Origin of the sequence: Ancylobacter mangrovi, from assembly GCF_024752355.1 — a bacterium.
Classification (GTDB): Bacteria; Pseudomonadota; Alphaproteobacteria; order Rhizobiales; family Xanthobacteraceae; genus Ancylobacter; species Ancylobacter mangrovi.
The window spans coordinates 151191-169816 of sequence record NZ_JANTHZ010000002.1; the positions used below are offsets into that span (position 1 = coordinate 151191).

The window sequence follows — 18626 nt, forward strand, 5'->3', positions numbered from 1 at the left end:
ACAGGGACGGAAACGATGAAACTCTTTGCTTCGATGGCGCTGCTCTGCGCCGTATGCGCCGGCGCCACGGCGGCGGTCGCGCAGGACGCGCCGAACTTTCCGGCCGGCTCGACCATGGAGCGCCTGTCCAAGGCGCCGAACCTGCGCGTCGGGGTGAAGTTCGACCAGCCGCTGTTCGGGCTGCGCGACCTGTCCGGCAAGCCGGTCGGCTTCGACGTCGAGATCGCCAAGCTCATCGCCGGCAAGCTCGGCGTGCCGCCCGAGCGCATCACCTGGGTCGAGACCTCCTCCGCCAACCGCGAGCCGTTCCTCGAGCAGGGCAAGGTCGACTACATCGTCGCCACCTACGCCATGAACGACAAGCGCAAGAAGGTCATTAACTTCGCCGGGCCGTATATCGTCGGCGGCCAGGACCTGATGGTGAAGAAGGGCAACCCGCTCAAGATCACGGGACCGGCCGACCTCGCCGGCCGCAAGGCCTGCGTCATCAACGGCAGCGAGGGCCAGGCGGTGCTGGTGCGCGACTACAAGGACGCGACCGTGGTGCCGTTCGACGTGATCTCCAAATGCGTCGAGGCGCTGAAGAACGGCTCGGTCGACGCGGTGGCCACGACCAACTTCATCCTCGCCGGCCTCGTCAGCCGCGACCCCTCGAACCTCGAGCTGGTCGGCAAGCCCTTCACCCGCGAGCCCTGGGGCATCGGCATGCCGAAGTCCGAACCGGACCTCTGCCGCTTCGCCGAGAAATCGCTGACCGAGGCCGACAAGGACGGCACCTACGCCAAGCTCTACGACGCCAAGCTGAAGCCCTATCTCGGCGGCGAGGGCAAGCTGCCGGAACTGGACCCCTGCCCGTGACCGGCCGCGGGACGGCGGGCGGCAGATCCCCTCAGGGTAGCGCGCGGACATGAATGTCTTTCTCGACAATATCGGGGTGTTCCGGGACGGCGTCCTGGTCACCCTCGCGCTGGCCGCGGCGTCGACCGCCGTGGCCCTGCCGCTCGGCGTCCTGCTCGCCGTGATGCGGGTGTCGCCGGTGGAAGGCTTCCGCACGGTCGGCACGGTCTATGTGGGGATCGTGCGCAACATCCCGCTCACGGTGGTGTTCTTCTTCTCCGCCTTCGTGCTGCCACAGCTCGGCGTGCGCTTCTCCTATTTCGGCTTCGCGGTCATCGCGCTGGTCGCCTACTACGCCTCCTTCTTCTGCGAGGCGGTGCGCTCGGGCATCAACGCGGTGCCGGTCGGGCAGGCCGAGGCGGCCCGCTCGATCGGCCTGCCGTTCCACGAGTGCCTGCGCTTCGTCATCCTGCCGCAGGCGCTGCGCAGCAGCATCCCGCCGATGGTGAACGTGATGATCGCGCTGGTGAAGAACACCGCGGTCGCCTCCGCCTTCGGGGTCACCGAATCGCTCGGCACCATGGAGCTGCTGGCCAACCGCGAAAGCACCGCCGTGCTGTCGGTGCTGATCGCGACCGGCCTCGTCTATCTGGCGATCACGATCCCGCTCGGCCTCCTCACCACCCACATCGAACGCAAGGTGGCGTTTTCCCGATGAGCTCCGTCCTCTACGACGTTCCGGGACCGAAGGCGCGGCGGCTCTCCCGCCGGCTGACCTGGCTGGCGGCGCTGCTGGTGGCGGCGGGGCTCGGCTGGATCGCCTACTCCCTGTCGCAGGCCGGCTTGCTGGCGCCGGAACTGTGGACCGCGCTGCTCAACCCGAACCTCGTGACGCTGCTCGCCGGCGGGCTGCTCGCCACCATCGAGGTCGCGCTGCTGTCCATGGTGCTGTCGCTGATCTTCGGCGCACTGCTCGCCGCCGGCCTGCTGTCGGGCTCGAACTGGCTGGTCGGCGTGCTGCGCGGCTATGTCGAGCTGTTCCGCGGCCTACCGCTGCTGCTGCTGATCTTCTTCATCTTCCTCGGCGGCCCGGCCATCGGCGTCGACGTGCCCACCTTCTGGTCGCTGGTGATCGGCCTCGTGCTCTACAACACGGCGGTGATCGCCGAGATCTTCCGCGCCGGCATCCTCTCGCTCCCGCGCGGGCAGATCGAAGCGGGACTGGCGATCGGGCTGAGCGAGGCCGAGGTGTTCCGCATCATCCTGCTGCCGCAGTCGATCCGGCGCATGCTGCCCGCCCTCATCAGCCAGCTCGTGGTGGTGGTGAAGGAGACCTCGTTCGGCTTCATCATCGGCTACACCGAGCTTCTGCGCGACGCCCGCACGGCGGTGGAGTTTCTCGGGGGCAGCTACTCGCTGCCGGTCTACACGCTGGTCGCGATCATCTACATCGTCATCAACTCCTTGCTGTCCTGGGTCGCCGAGCGGACCCAGAGGATTCTCTAGGAATCCCGTGCGGCAACGGGCATCGAGGGGACGCGACATGACGAATCGAAGCACCGGCTCCAATCCCCCCGCCCCGCTCGAGGGCGACGCGCACCTGCCGCTGTACCGGCGGCTGTACCAGACCATCGCCGGGCGCATCACCAGCGGCGACTGGCGGCCGGGCGACGCGCTGCCGGCCGAGCTCGACCTCGCGCGCCTCTACGGCGTGGCGCCGGGAACGGTGCGCAAGGCGATCGACGAGCTGGTGGATGACGGGCTGATCGAGCGGCGGCACGGCTCCGGCACCTTCATCCGCCGGCCGAACTTCGACAACATGATGGTCCGGTTCCTGCTGTACCGCGACCCGGAAGGCCGCGAGATCATGCCCGCGAGCCACATCATCTCGCGCGAGATCGTGCCGGCGCCCGCGGCCATCGCCCAGCATCTCGGGATGGCGGAGGGCGAGGACGTGATCCGCATGGTGCGCCACCGCCACTGGGAGGGGGCGGCGCGGCTGCTGGAGGACATCTACCTGCCGCCCGCGCGCTTCCGGCCGATGATCGAGCATTCGCCGGAGGAGATCGGCCCGCTGCTCTACCCGGCCTATGAGAGGCTGTGCGGCCAGCTCGTCTGCTTCATCGAGGAGGAGATCACCATCCTCGACGCCACGCCGGAGGATGCCGCCCTGCTCGGCCTGAAGGACGGCGACCTCGTGGTGGCGATCGAGCGCATCGCCAAGAACGCCTCGGGCCAGCCGATCGAATGGCGCATCTCGCGTGGCGAGGCCCGCCGCTTCCGGTACAGGATCAGCGTCGGCTGAGGCTGCCGTGGCATCCTTCCCGCTCGCCACCCATATACCGCCGTGCAGAGGTACAGCTTCGTGTCTTCATCCCGCCTTTCGGCCCATATCGGCTATCTCTACGGCGAATTCCCGCTGCTCGAGCGCGTGAACGCGGCGCGGCGGGCGGGGTTCTCGGCGGTCGAGCATCCCAACCCGATGGCGATCCCGGCGCGCGAGATGCGGGCGCGGCTCGAGGAGCAGGGCATGGCCTTCGCCCAGATGGCGGCGGCGACCGGCGACGGCGCGCGCGGCGAGAAGGGGCTCACGGCCTTGCCCGGCCGCGAGGCCGACTTCCGCGACGCGCTGGCGCGTAGCCTCGACTATGCCGAGGCGATCGGCTGCCCGCTGCTCCATCCCATGGCCGGCGTCGCCGAGGGCGATGCCGCGCGCGCCGCCGACACCTACCGCGCCAATCTGCGCCACGCGGTCGAGCAGTGCCGCGGGCGGCCGGTCCGCATCCTCGTCGAGGCGATCAGCGAGGCGGCGGTTCCCGGCTATTTCATGTCGCGGCTCGAGCAGGCCGTGGCCATGGCCGACGAGATCGCGCCTGACGAGATCCTCCTGCTCGCCGACACCTTCCACGCCGCCGCCAACGGCACCGACCTCCTCGCCTTCATCGGGGCGCAGGCGCCGCGCATCGGCCATGTGCACATCGCCGACCATCCCGGCCGTCACGAGCCGGGCACCGGCAACCTCGCCTTCGAGCCTGTCCTGCGGGCGCTGCTCGCGGCGGGGTACGGGCGGGCGATCGGCTTCGAATACATCCCAACCGCCGCGACGGACGCTACTCTCTCCTGGATGGCGGCGTGGAAGGACCTACTGAACGCGTGACGCTCCCTCGCGCCGCGGTTCCACAAGCGAAGGTGACATCATGATCCGATCGATCAATCCGGCCACGGGCGCGGAGATCGCGCGCTACGAATTCAACACGGCGGGCGAGGTGGACGCCGCGCTGTCGGCCGCGGTGGCGGCGCAGGCACGCTGGCGCGAGGTGCCGATCACCGAGCGCGTCCGCCTGCTCACCCGCATGGCGCAGGTGCTGCGCAGCAACGCCGACCGCTACGCCCGGCTGATCACGCAGGAGATGGGCAAGCCGCTCGCCGAATCGATCGCCGAGATCGAGAAGTGCGCCTGGAACTGCGATTTCTACGCCGAAAAGGCGCCTGAGTTCCTGGCCGACGAGCCCGTCGCCTCGAGCGCCTCGGAAAGCCTCATCGCCTATGACCCGCTCGGCGTGGTGCTCGCCATCATGCCGTGGAACTACCCGTTCTGGCAGTTCTTCCGTTTCGCCGCGCCCGCGCTCGCGGCCGGCAACGGCTCGGTTCTGAAGCACGCCAACAACGTGCCGGCCTGCGCCCTCGCCTGCGAGGAGGTGCTGCGCGAGGCGCAGGCCCCGGCCGGGCTGGTGCGCACTCTGCTGATCGACGCAGGCGACGTCGCCGCGCTGATCGCCGACGAGCGGATCGCGGCGGTGACGCTGACCGGCTCGACCGAGGTCGGCGCCATCGTCGCCTCCCAGGCCGGCAAGGCGCTGAAGAAGCAGGTGCTCGAGCTCGGCGGCTCGGACCCCTTCATCGTGCTCGCCGACGCCGACGTCGAGCAGGCGGCGGCCATGGCGGTGAAGGCGCGCTACGTCAATGTCGGCCAGAGCTGCGTCAACGCCAAGCGCTTCATCGTCGAGCAGAGCGTGGCGGATCGTTTCGCCGACGCCTTCGTCGCCGGGGTCGCCGGGCTCAAGGTCGGCGATCCGATGGAGATGGACACCAGGATCGGCCCGATGGCGCGGGCCAATCTGCGCGACACGCTGCACGACCAGGTCGAGCGCTCGATCACCGCCGGTGCCACGCTGCGATGCGGCGGCGCGCTCGCCAACGGGCCGGGCTTCTACTACCCGCCGACCGTGCTCGACAACGTGACGCCGGCCGCCGCCGCCTTCACCGAGGAGACCTTTGGCCCGGTGGCGGCGATCATCCGCGCCGGCGATGCCGAGGAGGCGATCCGCCTCGCCAACCAGAGCGAATACGGTCTCGGCGCCGCACTGTGGACGCGCGACCTCGATCTGGCGCGCCGGCTGACGCGGCGCATCGAGGCCGGCGCGGTGTTCGTCAACGGCATGGTCGCCTCCGATCCGCGCCTGCCGTTCGGCGGCATCAAGCGCTCGGGCTACGGGCGCGAGCTCGGCTATCACGGCATCCGCGAGTTCACCAATGTGAAGACGGTGTGGATCGGCCCCGCGCGGGCCTGATGAGGCGGTCCCTCACGATGTCCGCCAACCAAGGAGCGAGCGTATGACGGAGCAACCGCGCGCGAGGGCCGCGATCCTGCGGCCGGGCGAGATCACGCCGCATGACCGCGGCAACGGGGCGCGCACCATTCCGCTGGTGACGCGCGCCTCGGGCTCGACCAGCCTGCTCAACGGCATCACCGAGTTCGGGCCCGGCGCGGCAATCGCGCTCCACACCCACAATTGCGAGGAGAGCGTGATGGTGCTGGAGGGCGAGGCGATCGCCGAGATCGACGGCACCGCGCACCTCATGGGCGCGGGCGACACCACCTGGGTGCCCGCCAACCTGCCGCACCGCTTCATCAACACCTCGGATACGCAGCGGATGCGGATCTTCTGGACCTACGCCTCGGTCGAGGCCACCCGCACCATCGTCGCCACCGGCGACACGCGGTCCATCGATTCCGAGCGGAAATAGCGGGGGCCGCCGGGCTCCCGCTGGAGGCGGGGCAACGGACCCGGGGAGACGGCGCGTGCCGCGCCCCCCGGCCTGCCCTCCCAGGCACTCTGAACAGTCGACGCAGCCGAAGGCGCCGAAGCGTCTCCGGCCGGTCTGGCACGGCTCCTAGGCCGGCACGCGGACGGCGGCCTCGTCGGACATGCCGCTCAGCCAGCGCTCCACGTCGATGGCGGCCATGCAGCCCATCCCCGCTGCCGTCACCGCCTGTCGGTAATGCTCGTCCGTCACGTCGCCGGCGGCGAACACGCCCGGCACGCTGGTCTGCGTGCCGCGGCCCACGATCTCGATATAGCCCGACGGCGTCAGCCGGAGCTGGCCGGCGAACAGTTCGGTCGCCGGCTTGTGGCCGATGGCGACGAACACGCCGTCGACCGGGATCAGGTCCGCCACCCCGGTCACGCTGTCGCGCACGCGCAGGCCCTGCACGTTGCGCGGCTTCTCGGAGCCGACGATCTCCTCGACCACCGTGTTCCAGCGGATCTCGACATTCGGCGCCCGGCGCAGGCGCTCCTGCAGGATGGCTTCCGCGCGCAGCGTGTCGCGGCGATGGATCAGCGTCACCCGGGCGGCGATGGAGGACAGCGCCAGCGCCTCCTCGACCGCCGTGTTGCCGCCGCCGATCACTGCCACCTCCTGCTGCCGGTAGAAGAAGCCGTCGCAGGTGGCACAGGACGACACACCGAAATTGCGGAACGCCGTCTCACCGGCGACGTTCGTCCAGCGCGTCTGCGCGCCGGTGCAGATGACGAGCGCGTCGCAGAAATAGGTCGCGTTGCGGCCGGTCAGGCAAAACGGCCGGCGTGAGAGGTCGACCGAGACGATGTTGTCGGACATGGCCCGCATGCCGAACGCCACCGCCTGCGCCTTCATCTGCTCCATCAGCCAGGGGCCGGTGATCGGCGCGGCGAAGCCGGGATAGTTCTCGACGTCGCTGGTGGTGGAAAGCTGGCCGCCCGCCTGCTCGCCCTCGACCATGATCGGCGCCAGCATGGCCCGCGCGGCATAGAGACCGGCGGTGCAGCCGGCGGGGCCGGAGCCGAGTATCAGCACATTCGTGTGGTGTTCAGTCATCGAGGCACACGTTCGGTTCGATGAGCCGCCACGGCGGCCGGGCGCGGGCGTGTGGAGTGCGGGCTTGTAGTCATTCCCAGACGCCGATCGGCATGGGCAGCCCGTCATAGGCGTCGGGCCGCAGCAGCGACGAGCCCTGCTCGCCGAAGCCGTCGAGCACGAAGGCAAGCTGGCGAATGTGCTGGGCCGAGTGCCAGGTGGAGCGCTCGAGCACACCGTGCACCGGCTGCAGGCCGTAATAGACCTGGATCATGTCCTGCTCGGTGGGAAGCGGCCGCGCGGCCCAGTCTTTCAGCCGCGCGAGGATGGAATCGGCATAGCCGAGGACGTCGTCCTTGGTCTTCAGGTCGGGACGCTTCACGCTGAAGATCGTGCGCAAGTCCTCGAGCCCGTTCTCCATCGCCTCGAGGAAGGCGTGCGGGCTCTGGAAGATGTGGTAGCTGAGGTCGCGCATAGTGCGCGGGCGCTCCGCGACCGGCCGGTATTCGAGCTTGTCGTCGGGAATGAGCGTTATCAGCTCGCGCGCGCATTCCAACAGGTAGATCCATCGCTCGACGAGCTGGGGGATCGACAGGCGTCGCCCGGAGAACGGGATGCCGACGAACTTCGCCACATCCGCCAGTTCCTGGGCGAACACGAACTCGTCGCCCTTGCTGACGATTGGCACGGTGCGCACGCCGAACTTGAGCAGTTCGTCGAATCCGGTCGGCTCGGCGAGGACGTTGACGGAGACGAAGGGGACCTCCATCGAGGTCAGGAACTCCTTCACCTTCACGCAGCTCGAGCAGCCCGGCTGCCAGTAGACCTTGAACGGATGTTCTTGGGTTTGCACAGGAATTCTCCTTTGAATGCTTGCTGCGCCACGACGCCGACCCGGCGTCAGGCTTCGAGCGCGCGCCCGTAGCGCCGGCTGACGAGCCGCGCCGCGATCGGCCAGATGCCGATGAGGACCGCGATGGTCAGCAGGATGATGCTGATGGGGCTGCTGATGAGGATCATCGGATCGCCCTGTCCGATGGCGAGGGCGCGACGAAGCTGCTGCTCGGCCAGCGGGCCGAGGATGAGGCCGATCACCACGGGGGCTATCGGGTAGTCGAGCAGGCGCATGACGAAGCCGAGCACGCCGACCACGAGAAGGATGGTCAGCTCGACCGGCGAGGGGTTCGAGCCCATGGTGCCGAGAACGGCGAACAGCAGGATGCCGGGATAGAGCCAGTGCCGCGGCACGGTGAGCAGCCGCACCCAGAGCCCGACCAGCGGCAGGTTGAGCACGATCAGCATCATGTTGGCGATGAACAGGCTGGCGATCAGCCCCCACACCAGGTCGCCGTGATTGGCGAACAGCAGCGGGCCCGGATAGATGCCGTATTGCTGGAAGCCGGCGAGCATCATGGCGGCGGTGGCCGAGGTCGGCAGACCGAGGGTGAGCAGGGGCATCAGCGTGCCCGCCGCCGAGGCATTGTTCGCCGCCTCCGGGCCGGCGACGCCCTCGATGGCGCCGGTGCCGAACTCCTCCGGGTGCTTCGAGAAACGCTTCTCGACCGCATAGGAGATGAATGTCGGGATCTCGGCGCCGCCGGCGGGCAGCGCGCCAATCGGGAAGCCGATGACGGTGCCGCGAAGCCACGGGAAGATGGAGCGCTTCCAGTCCTCGCGCGTCATCCAGAGCGAGCCCTTGATCGCCGTCACCTCCTCGTGGAAGTCGAGCGAGCGGGTGGCCATGAACAGCGTCTCGCCGACCGCGAAGATGCCGACCGCCAGCGTCGTGACGCTGATGCCATTCATCAGGTCGAGGCTGCCGAAGGTCATGCGCGGCTGGCCGGAAAGCAGGTCGATGCCGATCAGCCCGAGCGCGAGGCCGATGAACAGGCTGACGAAGCCGCGAAGTTGCGATTCACCGAGCGCCGAGGAGACGGTGGTGAAGGCGACTACCATCAGGATGAAGTATTCCGATGGCCCGAAGGCGAGCGCGATCTTCACCAGATAGGGCGCGAGCAGCGCCAGTGCCGCAGTGGCGATCGAGCCCGCCACGAAGGAGCCGATCGCGGCCGTGGCGAGGGCGGGACCGCCGCGCCCGCGCCGGGCCATCTGGTTGCCTTCCAGCGCGGTGACCACCGAGCAGCCCTCGCCGGGCGTGTTCAGGAGGATCGAGGTGGTCGAGCCACCATACATGCTGCCGTAGTAGATACCAGCGAACATGATGAGCGAGCCGGCCGGGTCGAGCTTGAAGGTGACCGGCAGCAGCAGCGCCACCGTCATCGCCGGCCCGATGCCAGGAAGCACGCCGATTGCCGTGCCCAGCATCACGCCGATGAAGGCGAACAGGAGGTTCATCGGCTGCAGCGCCGTATGAAGCCCGTTGAACAGAAGTGAGAAGGTCTCGAACGTCATAGGAGCGCCTCCAGAGGTCCTTCCGGAAGGGAGAGCTGCAATCCGAAGCGGAAGCCGATATAGGCCGCGAGTGCCGCGAGAATGCCGGCCGGCAGCAGCACCAGGAACGACTTCCTGGCGAAGGCGCGCGCGGAGAGCGCGAACATGACGCCGGTGGCGAGGGTGAACCCCGCCGTGTCGAGCAGCACGATGTTGGCGACGAGGCCGCCGAGGATCCAGGGCAGGGCCCCGGCGTTCGGGACGCCGAGGTTGACCGTGTGGTGGCCGAACGCCGATTTCAGCGTCAGCAGCCCGAGGACCGCTAGCCCGGCGGCGATGAGCATCGGGAAGGTCGACGGCCCGACGCCGACATCGGTCATCGGCTGCCTCAGATGCGAGGCGTCATAGACCGTCAGCCCTGCCAGCAGCAGGAGAAAGGCGCCGATCAGCAGCGTGGGGACGTCGCCGCGCCGGCCGTGCCCGGAGAAACCGTGCTCGCTCATTTGATGAATCCGATCTCGCGCAGGACGTCCGTCGTGATGTCGGTCTCCGACTTGACGAAGGCGTCGAGCTCGGGGCCGGTCATAAGGCCCGAGGTCCATCCGCGCTCTGCCAGCAGCTTGCTCCACGCCTCGCTGGTGGCCGCCGCCTTGACGCAGGCGACGAGCGCGGCGTGCTGCTCGTCGGTGATGCCGGGCGGGGCGGTGACCATGCGCCAGACCTGCGCCACCACGTCGACGCCCTGCTCCTTGAGGGTCGGCGCGTCGACCTTCGGCAGACGCTCGGGGCCGGCGACGGCGAGGAGCCTGAGATCGCCCGAGGCGATCTGCTCGCGGAACTCGCTATAGGTGTTCAGCCCCGCCGAGACCTTGCCGCCGAGCACCGAGGCCAGCGCCTCGCCACCGCCGGCGAAGGCGATGTAGTTGACCTTGCGCGGATCGACGCCGACCGCCTTGGCGATGAGGGCGGCGGTGATCTGGTCGGTGCCACCGGCCGACCCGCCGGCCCAGCTCACCTTGCCGGGATCGGCCTTCAGAGCGTCAAGGAGGTCCTGAAGTGTCTTGAAGGGAGAATCCTTCGGCACCACGATCACCTCGTACTCGCTGACGAGGCGCGCCACCGGGCGGGTGTCGGCGAGCGTGATCGATGAGCCGTTGGAGAGGATCGCGCCGATCAGCACATTGGCCGCGACCATCAGCGTGCCGGGGTCCTTGCGCGACTGCGTCACCATCTGCGCAATGCCGATCGTGCCGCCCGCGCCCGGCACGTTCAGCACCTGGACGTTGTCGTCGAGCTTTTCCGTGACGAGGATCTGTTGAAGAGCGCGTCCGGTTTGGTCGAGACCTCCGCCCGGGGCGGCGGGCGCAATAATGTGCAGCGGGCTGGGGCAGTTCTGCGCGAGCGCAGCCGAACAGACGGAGCCCAGCGACAGCGCCGCGAGGGCGCCGACAATAACGGTCTTTCTCATTCATTCCTCCCGATGGCGCATGATTATTTTATGGCGCGCCGTTTCTCCTTCCGCGGCGCCTGCCCTCTTCGACGCGCGGGCACCGGGTATCCCTTTTGCACTTTCACGCTACAGATTGTTCGTTTCACTGTAAACGAGCAATTCTGGCATACCAGAGAAAGTTTGAAATTCGCGCCGTCGGCCGGCCGACGGGGACTGCGCGGCGCGCCGCAAGGGGCTATTGACAAGCGCCCCGATCGATTGTTCGGGTTCCGCCCGGAATTATTGACCCTTGGGAATACATCGGGGACCGCACCGCCGACGCGTGCGGCGAATGTTCAGTCCATGGATTCGCTCTCGGCCCGACCGGGCTCCAGCCGACGCAGCACCGCGCTCAACGACCTCGCACGGCGGATCGCGGACCATATCCGCGAGTCGAACCTGCCGAGCGGCGCCCACATCTCGGCCCAGGACCTCGCCAGCCGCTTCAGCGCGTCGCGCACACCGATCAACCGGGCGCTGCGGCTGCTGGAGACGCGCAACATTCTCGTCCACCACACCAATCGCGGCTTCTTCGTCGCCTCGGGCGACAGCGCCCACACCGAAGCCGACGATTCGATCAACGAGCTGGAGCGGATCTACACGGCGATCCTGACCGACCGGATCCGGGACAACATTCCGAACGTCGTCCTCGAGAGCCACCTCATCAACCGCTACAACATAAGCGCCAGCCAGCTCTCCATGGTGCTGTCGCGCATTGCGAAGGAAGGATGGATCGAGCGCCGCGGCGGCTATGGCTGGGAGTTCACCGAGTACCTGACCACGCCCGAGGCGCTCGCCCAGACCTTCCGGGTGCGCCAAGCGCTCGAGCCGGCCAGCCTGCTGGAGCCGGGCTACGAACTCGATCTCGACCGCGCCGCCTATTGCCGGCTGGTCGAGCAGAACATGCTGGCGGGCGACATACAGAGCATGTCGCCCGAAGCGCTGTTCATGCGCGGCGTGCGCTTCCACGAGACGATCGTTGCCGGCAGCAAGAACCCGTTCATGATCGAGACGATCCAGAAGATGAACCGGCTGCGCCGCCTGCTTGCCTACTACGCCACCGAGCAGCGGCGGGCCTACCACCAGCACTGCTACGAGCATCTCGAGCTGCTCGACCTGCTGGAGGCTGGCAAGCACCGCCAGGCCGCCGACGCGCTGCGCCTGCATCTCCAGAACGTGGAAGCCAATTACGAGCGCATCCGCGCCGTGCTGACGAAGTGAACGGCTTCCGGATGGCTGGTTGGCGCAACAACAGAGCCGGCTAATTATCTATTCTCCGTAGGATATGCGCGGTTGCGATCGGCCGGCCAAAGCAGTGCTCGCGCCCAGGCCCGAGAACCGACCAACGCTAGATCGGCAGGATAACTTGCAAGTTTTCCTGTCGATCTCTATGTTCGGGGCATGAGCGTTCCCGCCGATGCATCGATGCCGCTGGAAGCGGCCGTGACCGAGCTTTCGCTGGCGATCGGCCAGCTCCTGCGGCGGTTGCGCGCCGAATCCAATCCCGACGGGCTGACCTGGTCGCAGACCGTGGCGCTGGCCCGGCTGGAGGAGATCGGCCCGACCACGACGGCGGACCTCGCCCGCGCCGAGTCGGTGAAGCCACAGTCGATGGGCGCCACGCTCGCCGAAATGGAGCGCGAGGGGCTGGTCGAGCGCCGCCCGCACCCGACCGACGGCCGGCAGGTCCTGTTCGCCCTCACCGCCGCCGGCATCGAGGCCAAGCGCAAGCGCAGCGCCGCCAAGCAGAAATGGCTGCTGTCGGCGATGGCCGCCCTCGATCCCGACGAACAGCGCACGCTCATCGCGGCCGTTGCCCTGGTGAGGCGCCTGAGCGAGGCCGGGACGGGCCACCCCGACGACTGAGGCCGGTCCGGCCCCGCCATCCCAACATCAGAAGGACAATACCCGTGACCGTAACCACCCTCGACCCGAGGTCGGCGCTCATCGTCGTCGACCTGCAGAAAGGCATCGTCTCGCTTCCGACCGCGCATCCGGCGGGCGATGTGGTGAAGCAGGTGCGCAAACTGGCGGACGCGTTTCGCGGCCATGGCCTGCCGGTCGTGCTGGTCAACGTCGCCGGCGGCGCGCCGGGCCGCACCGAGCAGCAACGGCCGCGACGGGACTATGCAGCCGACTGGGCCGAGCTCATTCCCGAACTCGATCGCCAGCCGCAGGACCATCTGGTGACGAAGCATACGCTGGGCGCGTTCACCAACACCGATCTCGACGCCTGGCTGAAGGCGGCCGGCGTCACGCAGGTCGTGGTCGCCGGCATCGCCACCAGCATCGGCGTCGAGACCACCGCGCGGCAGGCCTATGAGCTCGGCTTCAACGTCACGCTCGCGACCGACGCCATGACCGACCTGCAGGCGGATCCCCACGCCTACAGCATCACGCACGTCTTCCCCCGCATCGGCGAGACCGGCACGACGCAGGAGATCATCACGCTGCTGGAGCGGAGCGCCTGAGGGTGAACTGGCTCCACGAGCTGTCCTATTTCGCCGGCGGCGCGTTCCTCGCCAACGCCGTCCCGCACTTCGTCAGCGGGATGAGCGGAAGGGTGTTCCAGAGCCCGTTCGCCCGTCCGCCCGGCGAGGGGCTGTCGTCCTCGACGGTGAACGTGGTATGGGGATTTGCCAACTTCGTCGTCGCCTATGTGCTGATCGCCCGCGTCGGCAGCTTCGACCTCCACGCCACGCGCGACGTCGCCGCCGCCGGCGCGGGGGTCCTGCTGATGGGCGTGATCGCCGCGCGCCTGTTCGGGCGTTTGCACGGCGGCAACTCGCCGGCCTGAGCGGAGGACAGCCCCCGCCGGATCAGCCCTCCGCCCCCGGCCCGCCATAGGCACCCTCGTGCAGCGCGGTCTTGCCGCGGAACACCCAGTAGGCGTGGGCCTGATAGGCGAGGACGATCGGCAGCACGATCATGAGCCCGACGGCGATGAAGGCCAGCGTCTGCGGATCCGACGCCCCGTCCCACACCGTCACCTCGCGCGGCACCACATAGGGCCACAGGCTCACCACCAGTCCGACCAGGCCGAGCGCGAACAGCGCCAGCGCCGAGAGGAAGGTGCGCGGCTCGGCGCCCTCCCACAGCCCGCGCCACGTGAAGGCGACCACCGCGAGCGCCATCAGCGGCACCGGGGCGAGCAGGGCGAGGTTCGGCCAGGCGAACCAGCGCGCGGCCACCTCCGGCACGCTCCAGGCGCTCCACAGGCTCACCAGCCCCATCATGACGGCGGCGAGGATCAGCGCCGAATGGCCGATCTCGCGGGCGAAGACCTGGGTCGACCCGTCCGTCTTCCAGATCAGCCAGCCGGCGCCCATCAGCGCGTAGCCGCCGATCAGCCCGACGCCGCACATCAGGCCGAGCAGGCCGAAAAAGCTGAACGGGCCGCCCGCGAACATGCCGTGCTCGACATGCACCCCGCCGATCAGCCCACCGAGGATGAGCCCCTGGCACAGCGTTGCCACGATCGAGCCGGCCGAGAAGGCGATGTCCCAGACATAGCGAAAGCGGGTCGCCTGCAGGCGGAAGCCGAAGGCCACGCCCCGGAAGATGAGGGCGAACAGCATGAGCATGACCGGCAGGTAGAAGGCCGGCAGCAGCACGTAGTAGCCGGCCGGGAAGGCGGCGACGAGCAGCGTGCCGCCCATCACCAGCCAGGTCTCGTTGGCGTCCCACACCGGCTCGATGCTCGCCATCATCAGGTCGCGCTGCTCCTCGCGGGGCGCGACGAGGAAGATGATGCCGACGCCGAGGTCCAGCCCGTCGGCGAGCACGTAGACGGTGACGCAGAACGCCACCAGGGCGCCGAAGATCAGCGGAACGCCGTCCGACTGCATGAGCTCGATCATGGCATCAGCCTCCGATGGGACCGGACGTCGCGGCGGCGCCGTCGACCAGGGTTGTGGTGTTGAGCCGCTCGAGGCCGGGGCGCTCGCGGGTCGGGGGCGCGGCGTCGTCAGGGCCCTTCAGCGCCACGCGGGCGGCGAACCAGAAGAAGGCGAGCAGCAGCAGGTTGTAGATGACGAAGAAGCCGATGAAGCTCGCCGTCACCGCGCCGGCGCTGACCGGCGAGATCGCCTGCGCCGTGCGCAGGTGCCCGTAGACGACCCAGGGCTGGCGCCCGGCCTCGGTCACGGTCCAGCCGGCGACCACGGCGACGAAGCCGAGCGGCATGGTGGCCATGGTCAGAAGCTGGAACCAGCGCGCCTCGAACAGCCGCCCGCGCAGGCGCAGCGCCAGCCCGGCGACGGCGGTCGCCAGCAGCAGCATGCCGATGCCGACCATGATGCGGAAGGCGAAGAAGACTATCGGCACGTCCGGCTGGTCGGAGGGCGGCACGCTCTTGAGGCCCTGCACCTCGCCGTCCCAGCTATGGGTGAGGTAGAGGCTGGCGAGGTGGGGGATGTCGAGCGCGTAGAGGTTGCGCTGGTCCTTCTGGTCCGGCCAGGCGATCACCGTCATGGCCGGGCCGCGCGTGGTGTCCCACAGCCCCTCCATGGCGGCGAGCTTGACCGGCTGCTCCTTCAGCGTGTTGCGCCCCTGCAGGTCGCCGAGGAAGATCTGCGCCGGTGCGGTGATGAGGGCGAGCCACATCGCCAGCGAGAAGGCCGCGCGCGACACCTCGAGGTGCCGGCCGCGCCACAGATGCCAGGCCGAGACCCCGGCGACGATGAAGGAGCCGGTGAGGAAGCTCGCGCAGACCATGTGCGCCAGGCGATAGGGGAAGGAGGGCGAGACCACCGCCTGCCACCAGTCGACGACGTGGAAGATGCCGTTCGCGTCCTCCACCGCACCGGCGGGGGTCTGCATCCAGCTATTGGCGGCGATAATCCATGTGGCGCTGAACAGCGCCCCGCTCGCCACCATCAGGCAGGCGAAGAAATGCGCGCCCCGGCTCACCCGCCCCTCGCCGAACAGCATGATGCCGACGAAGCCCGCCTCCAGGAAGAAGGCGGTGAGCGTCTCGTACATGAACATGGGGCCGAGCACATTGGCGACGGCGCGCGAATAGCCGGCCCAGTTGGTGCCGATCTCGTAGCTCATCACGATGCCGGTGATGACGCCCATGCCGAAGCCGAGCGCGAAGATGCGCATCCAGAAGCGCATCAGGTCGCGATAGACCGTGTTCCCGGTCCGCCACCACAGCAGGCTGAGCAGGGTGACGAACCAGGCGATGCCGATGGTGAAGGTGGGCCACAATATGTGGAACGCGGCGGTGAAGGCGAACTGCGCGCGGGCGATGTCGACGGCGTCCATGGTCAGCGCCCTCCCCCGGCCGGGGTGCACTTCTCCAGCCGCACCGGCACCGCCTTGTAGGAGGGCGTGAAGCTCTGGGGATCGTGCGCCGCCAGCGGGACCAGCGGGTTCATCTCCGGGTAGTAGGCGGCGCAGGCGCCGTCCGGGAAGGCGTGGGGCACGACGCGGAAGCCGCGCACCCGGCGCTCGACGCCGTCCTCGGCGATGGTGACGATGTCGACCCGGTCGTCGGCGGCGAGGCCGCGCCGTTCGATTTCCGCCGGGTTGAGGAACAGCACGTCGCGCTGGCCGTAGACGCCGCGATAGCGATCCGAGAGCGAGTAGAGCGTGGTGTTGTACTGGTCGTGGCTGCGCACGCTGGTCAGCCACAGCGCCTCGGGATCCGTCATTGCCGGGTCCTCGCACAGGCCCTCGCAGACGAGGAGGTTGGCCTTGCCGGACGGCGTCGCCCAGATGCGCTCGCGCGCCGGCGAGGCAAGGTGGAAGCCGCCGGGCCGGGCGATGCGCGCGTTGTAGCCCTCGAAGATCGGGAACACCGCCTCGATGTCGTCGCGGATCAGCGCGTAGTCGCCCACCAGCCGCTCCCAGCCGACCTTCGAGCGCGTGCCGAGCGTGGCGCGGGCCATACCGGCGACGATGGCCGGCTCGCTCATCAGCTGCTCGGAGGCGGGCGGGTTCATGCCCTTCGAGGCGTGCACCATGGACATCGAATCCTCGACCGTGACCGCCTGCGCGCCGCCCGCCTGCAGGTCGAGCTCGGTGCGTCCGAGGCACGGCAGGATCAGCGCCTCGCGGCCGTGGACGAGATGGCTGCGGTTGAGCTTGGTCGAGACCTGGACGGTGAGGTCCAGCCGGCGAAGCGCCGCCTGCGTCGCGCCCCAGTCGGGAATGGCGGCGGCGAAATTGCCGCCCATGCCGATGAACACCCGCGCCTCGCCGCGCAGCATGGCGTCGAGCGCGGTGACGACGTTGTGGCCGTGCGCGCGCGGCGGCTCGAAGCCGAAGCGGGCGGCGAGGGCGTCGAGCAGCGCCGGACCCGGCACCTCGGTGATGCCGACCGTGCGGTCGCCCTGCACGTTGGAATGGCCGCGCACCGGGCAGATGCCGGAGCCCTCGCGGCCGATATTGCCGCGCAGCAAGGCGAGGTTCGCGAGCTGCTGGACGTTCTGCGCGCCGTGCCGGTGCTGGGTGAGGCCCATGCCGAAAGCGAGGATGGCGCACTTCGAGCGGGCGTAGGCGCGGGCGGCGCATTCGATGTCGTCGCGCGACAGGCCGGACCTGCGCTCGATGTCGGCCCAGTGCGTGGCGTCGAGATCGGCGACCAGCGCCTCGATGCCGGCGGTGTGCCCGCGGATGAAGTCCCAGTCCAGCACCCGCGCGCCGTCCTCGCGCAAGGCGAGGCGGTCGGCCTCGACCAGCCACTTCATCATGCCCTTGATCACCGCGACGTCGCCGCCGACCCTGACCTGGAACAGGCGCGAGGAGATCGGCGTCGCGGTGAGGGTCGCCATCTCCACCGGGTTCTGCGGCGCCTGGAAGCGCTCCAGCGCCCGCTCGCGGAACGGGTTGAACGACATGATGGTGGCGCCGCGCCGGGACGCGTCGCGCAGGCTCGTCATCATGCGCGGCGAGTTGGTGCCGGGGTTCTGGCCGAAGATGAAGATCGCGTCGGCCTTGTCGAAATCCTCCAGCAGCACCGTGCCCTTGCCGACGCCGAGCGACTGCGGCAGCCCGACGCTGGTCGCCTCGTGGCACATGTTGGAGCAGTCGGGGAAATTGTTGGTGCCGTATTCGCGGGCGAAGAGCTGGTAGAGGAAGGCGGCCTCGTTCGAGGTGCGGCCGGAGGTGTAGAACTCGGCCATGTTGGGGTCTGGCAGCGCGTTGAGGTGGCGGGCGATGGTGGCGAAGGCCTCCTCCCAGCTCACCGGCACATAGGTGTCGCTGCGCTCGTCATAGCGCATCGGGTGGGTGAGGCGGCCGACCATCTCGAGCTCGAAGTCGTTCCATTCCTCGAGGTCCGTCACCGTGTGCGCGGCGAGGAATTCGGGCGTGCAGCGCTTCGCCGTCGCCTCCCACGCCACCGCCTTGGCGCCGTTCTCGCAATATTCGAACGGCGAGGTGTGCTGAGGATCGGGCCAGGCGCAGCCGGGGCAGTCGAAACCGCCGGGCTGGTTCATATGCGCCAGGGTCGCCATTCCGGAGACGGCGACGTGCTGTTCCACCAGCGCCTCCCCCATGGCCTTCAACGCGCCCCAGCCGCCGGCCGGCTGGTGATAGGGGCGGATGGTCTTCACGATCCCCATGGGGTCCTCCTCTGGCCGGACAGCGCCCCGACCGGGCGCGGATGGCTGCCGATTGCTCGAAACAGAGGACAGGAACGGCGCGGGTCGATCCATTCTACGTGGGTTTGCCCGAATATATTTTCGGCTATAGCGTATCATACCTGCGTATATCCGTCACGTATTCCGGGCGTTTAACAGACGTCTATCCGCCGTCTCCGACGCGATCTTAAGTATAATTT

The 18626-nt window shown here is 68.6% G+C and carries 19 protein-coding genes; 11 read left to right on the plus strand and 8 right to left on the minus strand.

The window, feature by feature from the left end; translation table 11 throughout:
* Positions 1-15: 15 nt before the first annotated feature.
* From NVS89_RS06050 to NVS89_RS06080, 7 genes are read left to right on the plus strand one after another with little or no spacing between them, the layout of a single operon-like run.
* A complete protein-coding gene (locus NVS89_RS06050) occupies positions 16-858 on the plus strand; it encodes a glutamate ABC transporter substrate-binding protein (RefSeq protein ID WP_258731681.1) in 843 nt (280 codons plus the stop codon).
* Positions 859-907: 49 nt separating this feature from the next.
* Complete coding sequence (locus NVS89_RS06055) at positions 908-1555, plus strand: amino acid ABC transporter permease (protein WP_258731682.1); 648 nt, start codon at positions 908-910, stop codon at positions 1553-1555.
* The gene (locus tag NVS89_RS06060; protein WP_258731683.1) at positions 1552-2343 is read left to right on the plus strand and encodes an amino acid ABC transporter permease; all 792 of its coding nucleotides are present in this window, start codon (positions 1552-1554) and stop codon (positions 2341-2343) included. The genes NVS89_RS06055 and NVS89_RS06060 overlap by 4 nt, the downstream gene beginning before the upstream one ends.
* A 37-nt stretch (positions 2344-2380) precedes the next feature.
* Complete coding sequence (locus NVS89_RS06065; protein ID WP_258731684.1) at positions 2381-3142, plus strand: GntR family transcriptional regulator; 762 nt, start codon at positions 2381-2383, stop codon at positions 3140-3142.
* A 60-nt stretch (positions 3143-3202) separates the two neighbouring features.
* A complete protein-coding gene (locus tag NVS89_RS06070) occupies positions 3203-3994 on the plus strand; it encodes a hydroxypyruvate isomerase family protein (RefSeq protein WP_258731685.1) in 792 nt (263 codons plus the stop codon).
* 40 nt (positions 3995-4034) lie between these two features.
* The gene (locus tag NVS89_RS06075; protein ID WP_258731686.1) at positions 4035-5408 is read left to right on the plus strand and encodes an NAD-dependent succinate-semialdehyde dehydrogenase; all 1374 of its coding nucleotides are present in this window, start codon (positions 4035-4037) and stop codon (positions 5406-5408) included.
* Positions 5409-5451: 43 nt separating this feature from the next.
* Positions 5452-5865, plus strand: coding sequence for a cupin domain-containing protein (locus tag NVS89_RS06080; RefSeq protein ID WP_258731687.1), 414 nt, complete (start codon positions 5452-5454; stop codon positions 5863-5865).
* Between the two features lie 147 nt (positions 5866-6012).
* On the opposite strand, the gene trxB is transcribed toward NVS89_RS06080, so the two are convergent.
* From trxB to NVS89_RS06105, 5 genes are all read right to left on the minus strand, one after another.
* A complete protein-coding gene (gene trxB / locus NVS89_RS06085; RefSeq protein WP_258731688.1) occupies positions 6013-6978 on the minus strand; it encodes a thioredoxin-disulfide reductase in 966 nt (321 codons plus the stop codon).
* A 70-nt stretch (positions 6979-7048) separates the two neighbouring features.
* A complete protein-coding gene (locus tag NVS89_RS06090) occupies positions 7049-7810 on the minus strand; it encodes a glutaredoxin domain-containing protein (RefSeq protein ID WP_258731690.1) in 762 nt (253 codons plus the stop codon).
* Positions 7811-7857: 47 nt separating this feature from the next.
* Positions 7858-9369 (minus strand): tripartite tricarboxylate transporter permease, encoded by a 1512-nt coding sequence (locus NVS89_RS06095; protein ID WP_258731691.1) that lies wholly within the window; start codon positions 9367-9369, stop codon positions 7858-7860.
* Positions 9366-9851 carry a tripartite tricarboxylate transporter TctB family protein gene (locus tag NVS89_RS06100; protein ID WP_258731692.1) on the minus strand — a complete coding sequence of 162 codons (486 nt, stop codon included), beginning with the start codon at positions 9849-9851 and terminating at the stop codon, positions 9366-9368. The genes NVS89_RS06095 and NVS89_RS06100 overlap by 4 nt, the downstream gene beginning before the upstream one ends.
* Positions 9848-10816: a Bug family tripartite tricarboxylate transporter substrate binding protein gene (locus NVS89_RS06105; RefSeq protein WP_258731693.1), complete on the minus strand. Its 969-nt coding sequence runs from the start codon at positions 10814-10816 to the stop codon at positions 9848-9850. Before NVS89_RS06105 ends, NVS89_RS06100 begins: the two co-directional genes overlap by 4 nt.
* Positions 10817-11140: 324 nt before the next feature.
* Between NVS89_RS06105 and NVS89_RS06110 the strand changes: the two genes are divergently transcribed.
* From NVS89_RS06110 to NVS89_RS06125, 4 genes are all read left to right on the plus strand, one after another.
* Positions 11141-12058 carry a GntR family transcriptional regulator gene (locus NVS89_RS06110; RefSeq protein ID WP_258731694.1) on the plus strand — a complete coding sequence of 306 codons (918 nt, stop codon included), beginning with the start codon at positions 11141-11143 and terminating at the stop codon, positions 12056-12058.
* Positions 12059-12280: 222 nt separating this feature from the next.
* Entirely contained in the window at positions 12281-12703 is a 423-nt protein-coding gene (locus NVS89_RS06115) for a MarR family winged helix-turn-helix transcriptional regulator (RefSeq protein WP_258731695.1), read from the plus strand.
* 44 nt (positions 12704-12747) lie between these two features.
* On the plus strand, positions 12748-13308 hold the full coding sequence (locus NVS89_RS06120; protein WP_258731696.1) for an isochorismatase family protein: 561 nt from the start codon (positions 12748-12750) through the stop codon (positions 13306-13308).
* Positions 13309-13310: 2 nt separating this feature from the next.
* The gene (locus NVS89_RS06125) at positions 13311-13634 is read left to right on the plus strand and encodes a hypothetical protein (protein ID WP_258731697.1); all 324 of its coding nucleotides are present in this window, start codon (positions 13311-13313) and stop codon (positions 13632-13634) included.
* Positions 13635-13656: 22 nt separating this feature from the next.
* On the opposite strand, the gene cydB is transcribed toward NVS89_RS06125, so the two are convergent.
* From cydB to NVS89_RS06140, 3 genes are read right to left on the minus strand one after another with little or no spacing between them, the layout of a single operon-like run.
* On the minus strand, positions 13657-14697 hold the full coding sequence (gene cydB, locus NVS89_RS06130; RefSeq protein WP_258731698.1) for a cytochrome d ubiquinol oxidase subunit II: 1041 nt from the start codon (positions 14695-14697) through the stop codon (positions 13657-13659).
* 4 nt (positions 14698-14701) lie between these two features.
* Positions 14702-16105, minus strand: a complete 1404-nt coding sequence (locus NVS89_RS06135; protein ID WP_258731699.1) for a cytochrome ubiquinol oxidase subunit I — start codon at positions 16103-16105, stop codon at positions 14702-14704.
* A 2-nt stretch (positions 16106-16107) separates the two neighbouring features.
* Positions 16108-18408: an FdhF/YdeP family oxidoreductase gene (locus NVS89_RS06140; protein ID WP_258731700.1), complete on the minus strand. Its 2301-nt coding sequence runs from the start codon at positions 18406-18408 to the stop codon at positions 16108-16110.
* Positions 18409-18626 lie beyond the last annotated feature (218 nt).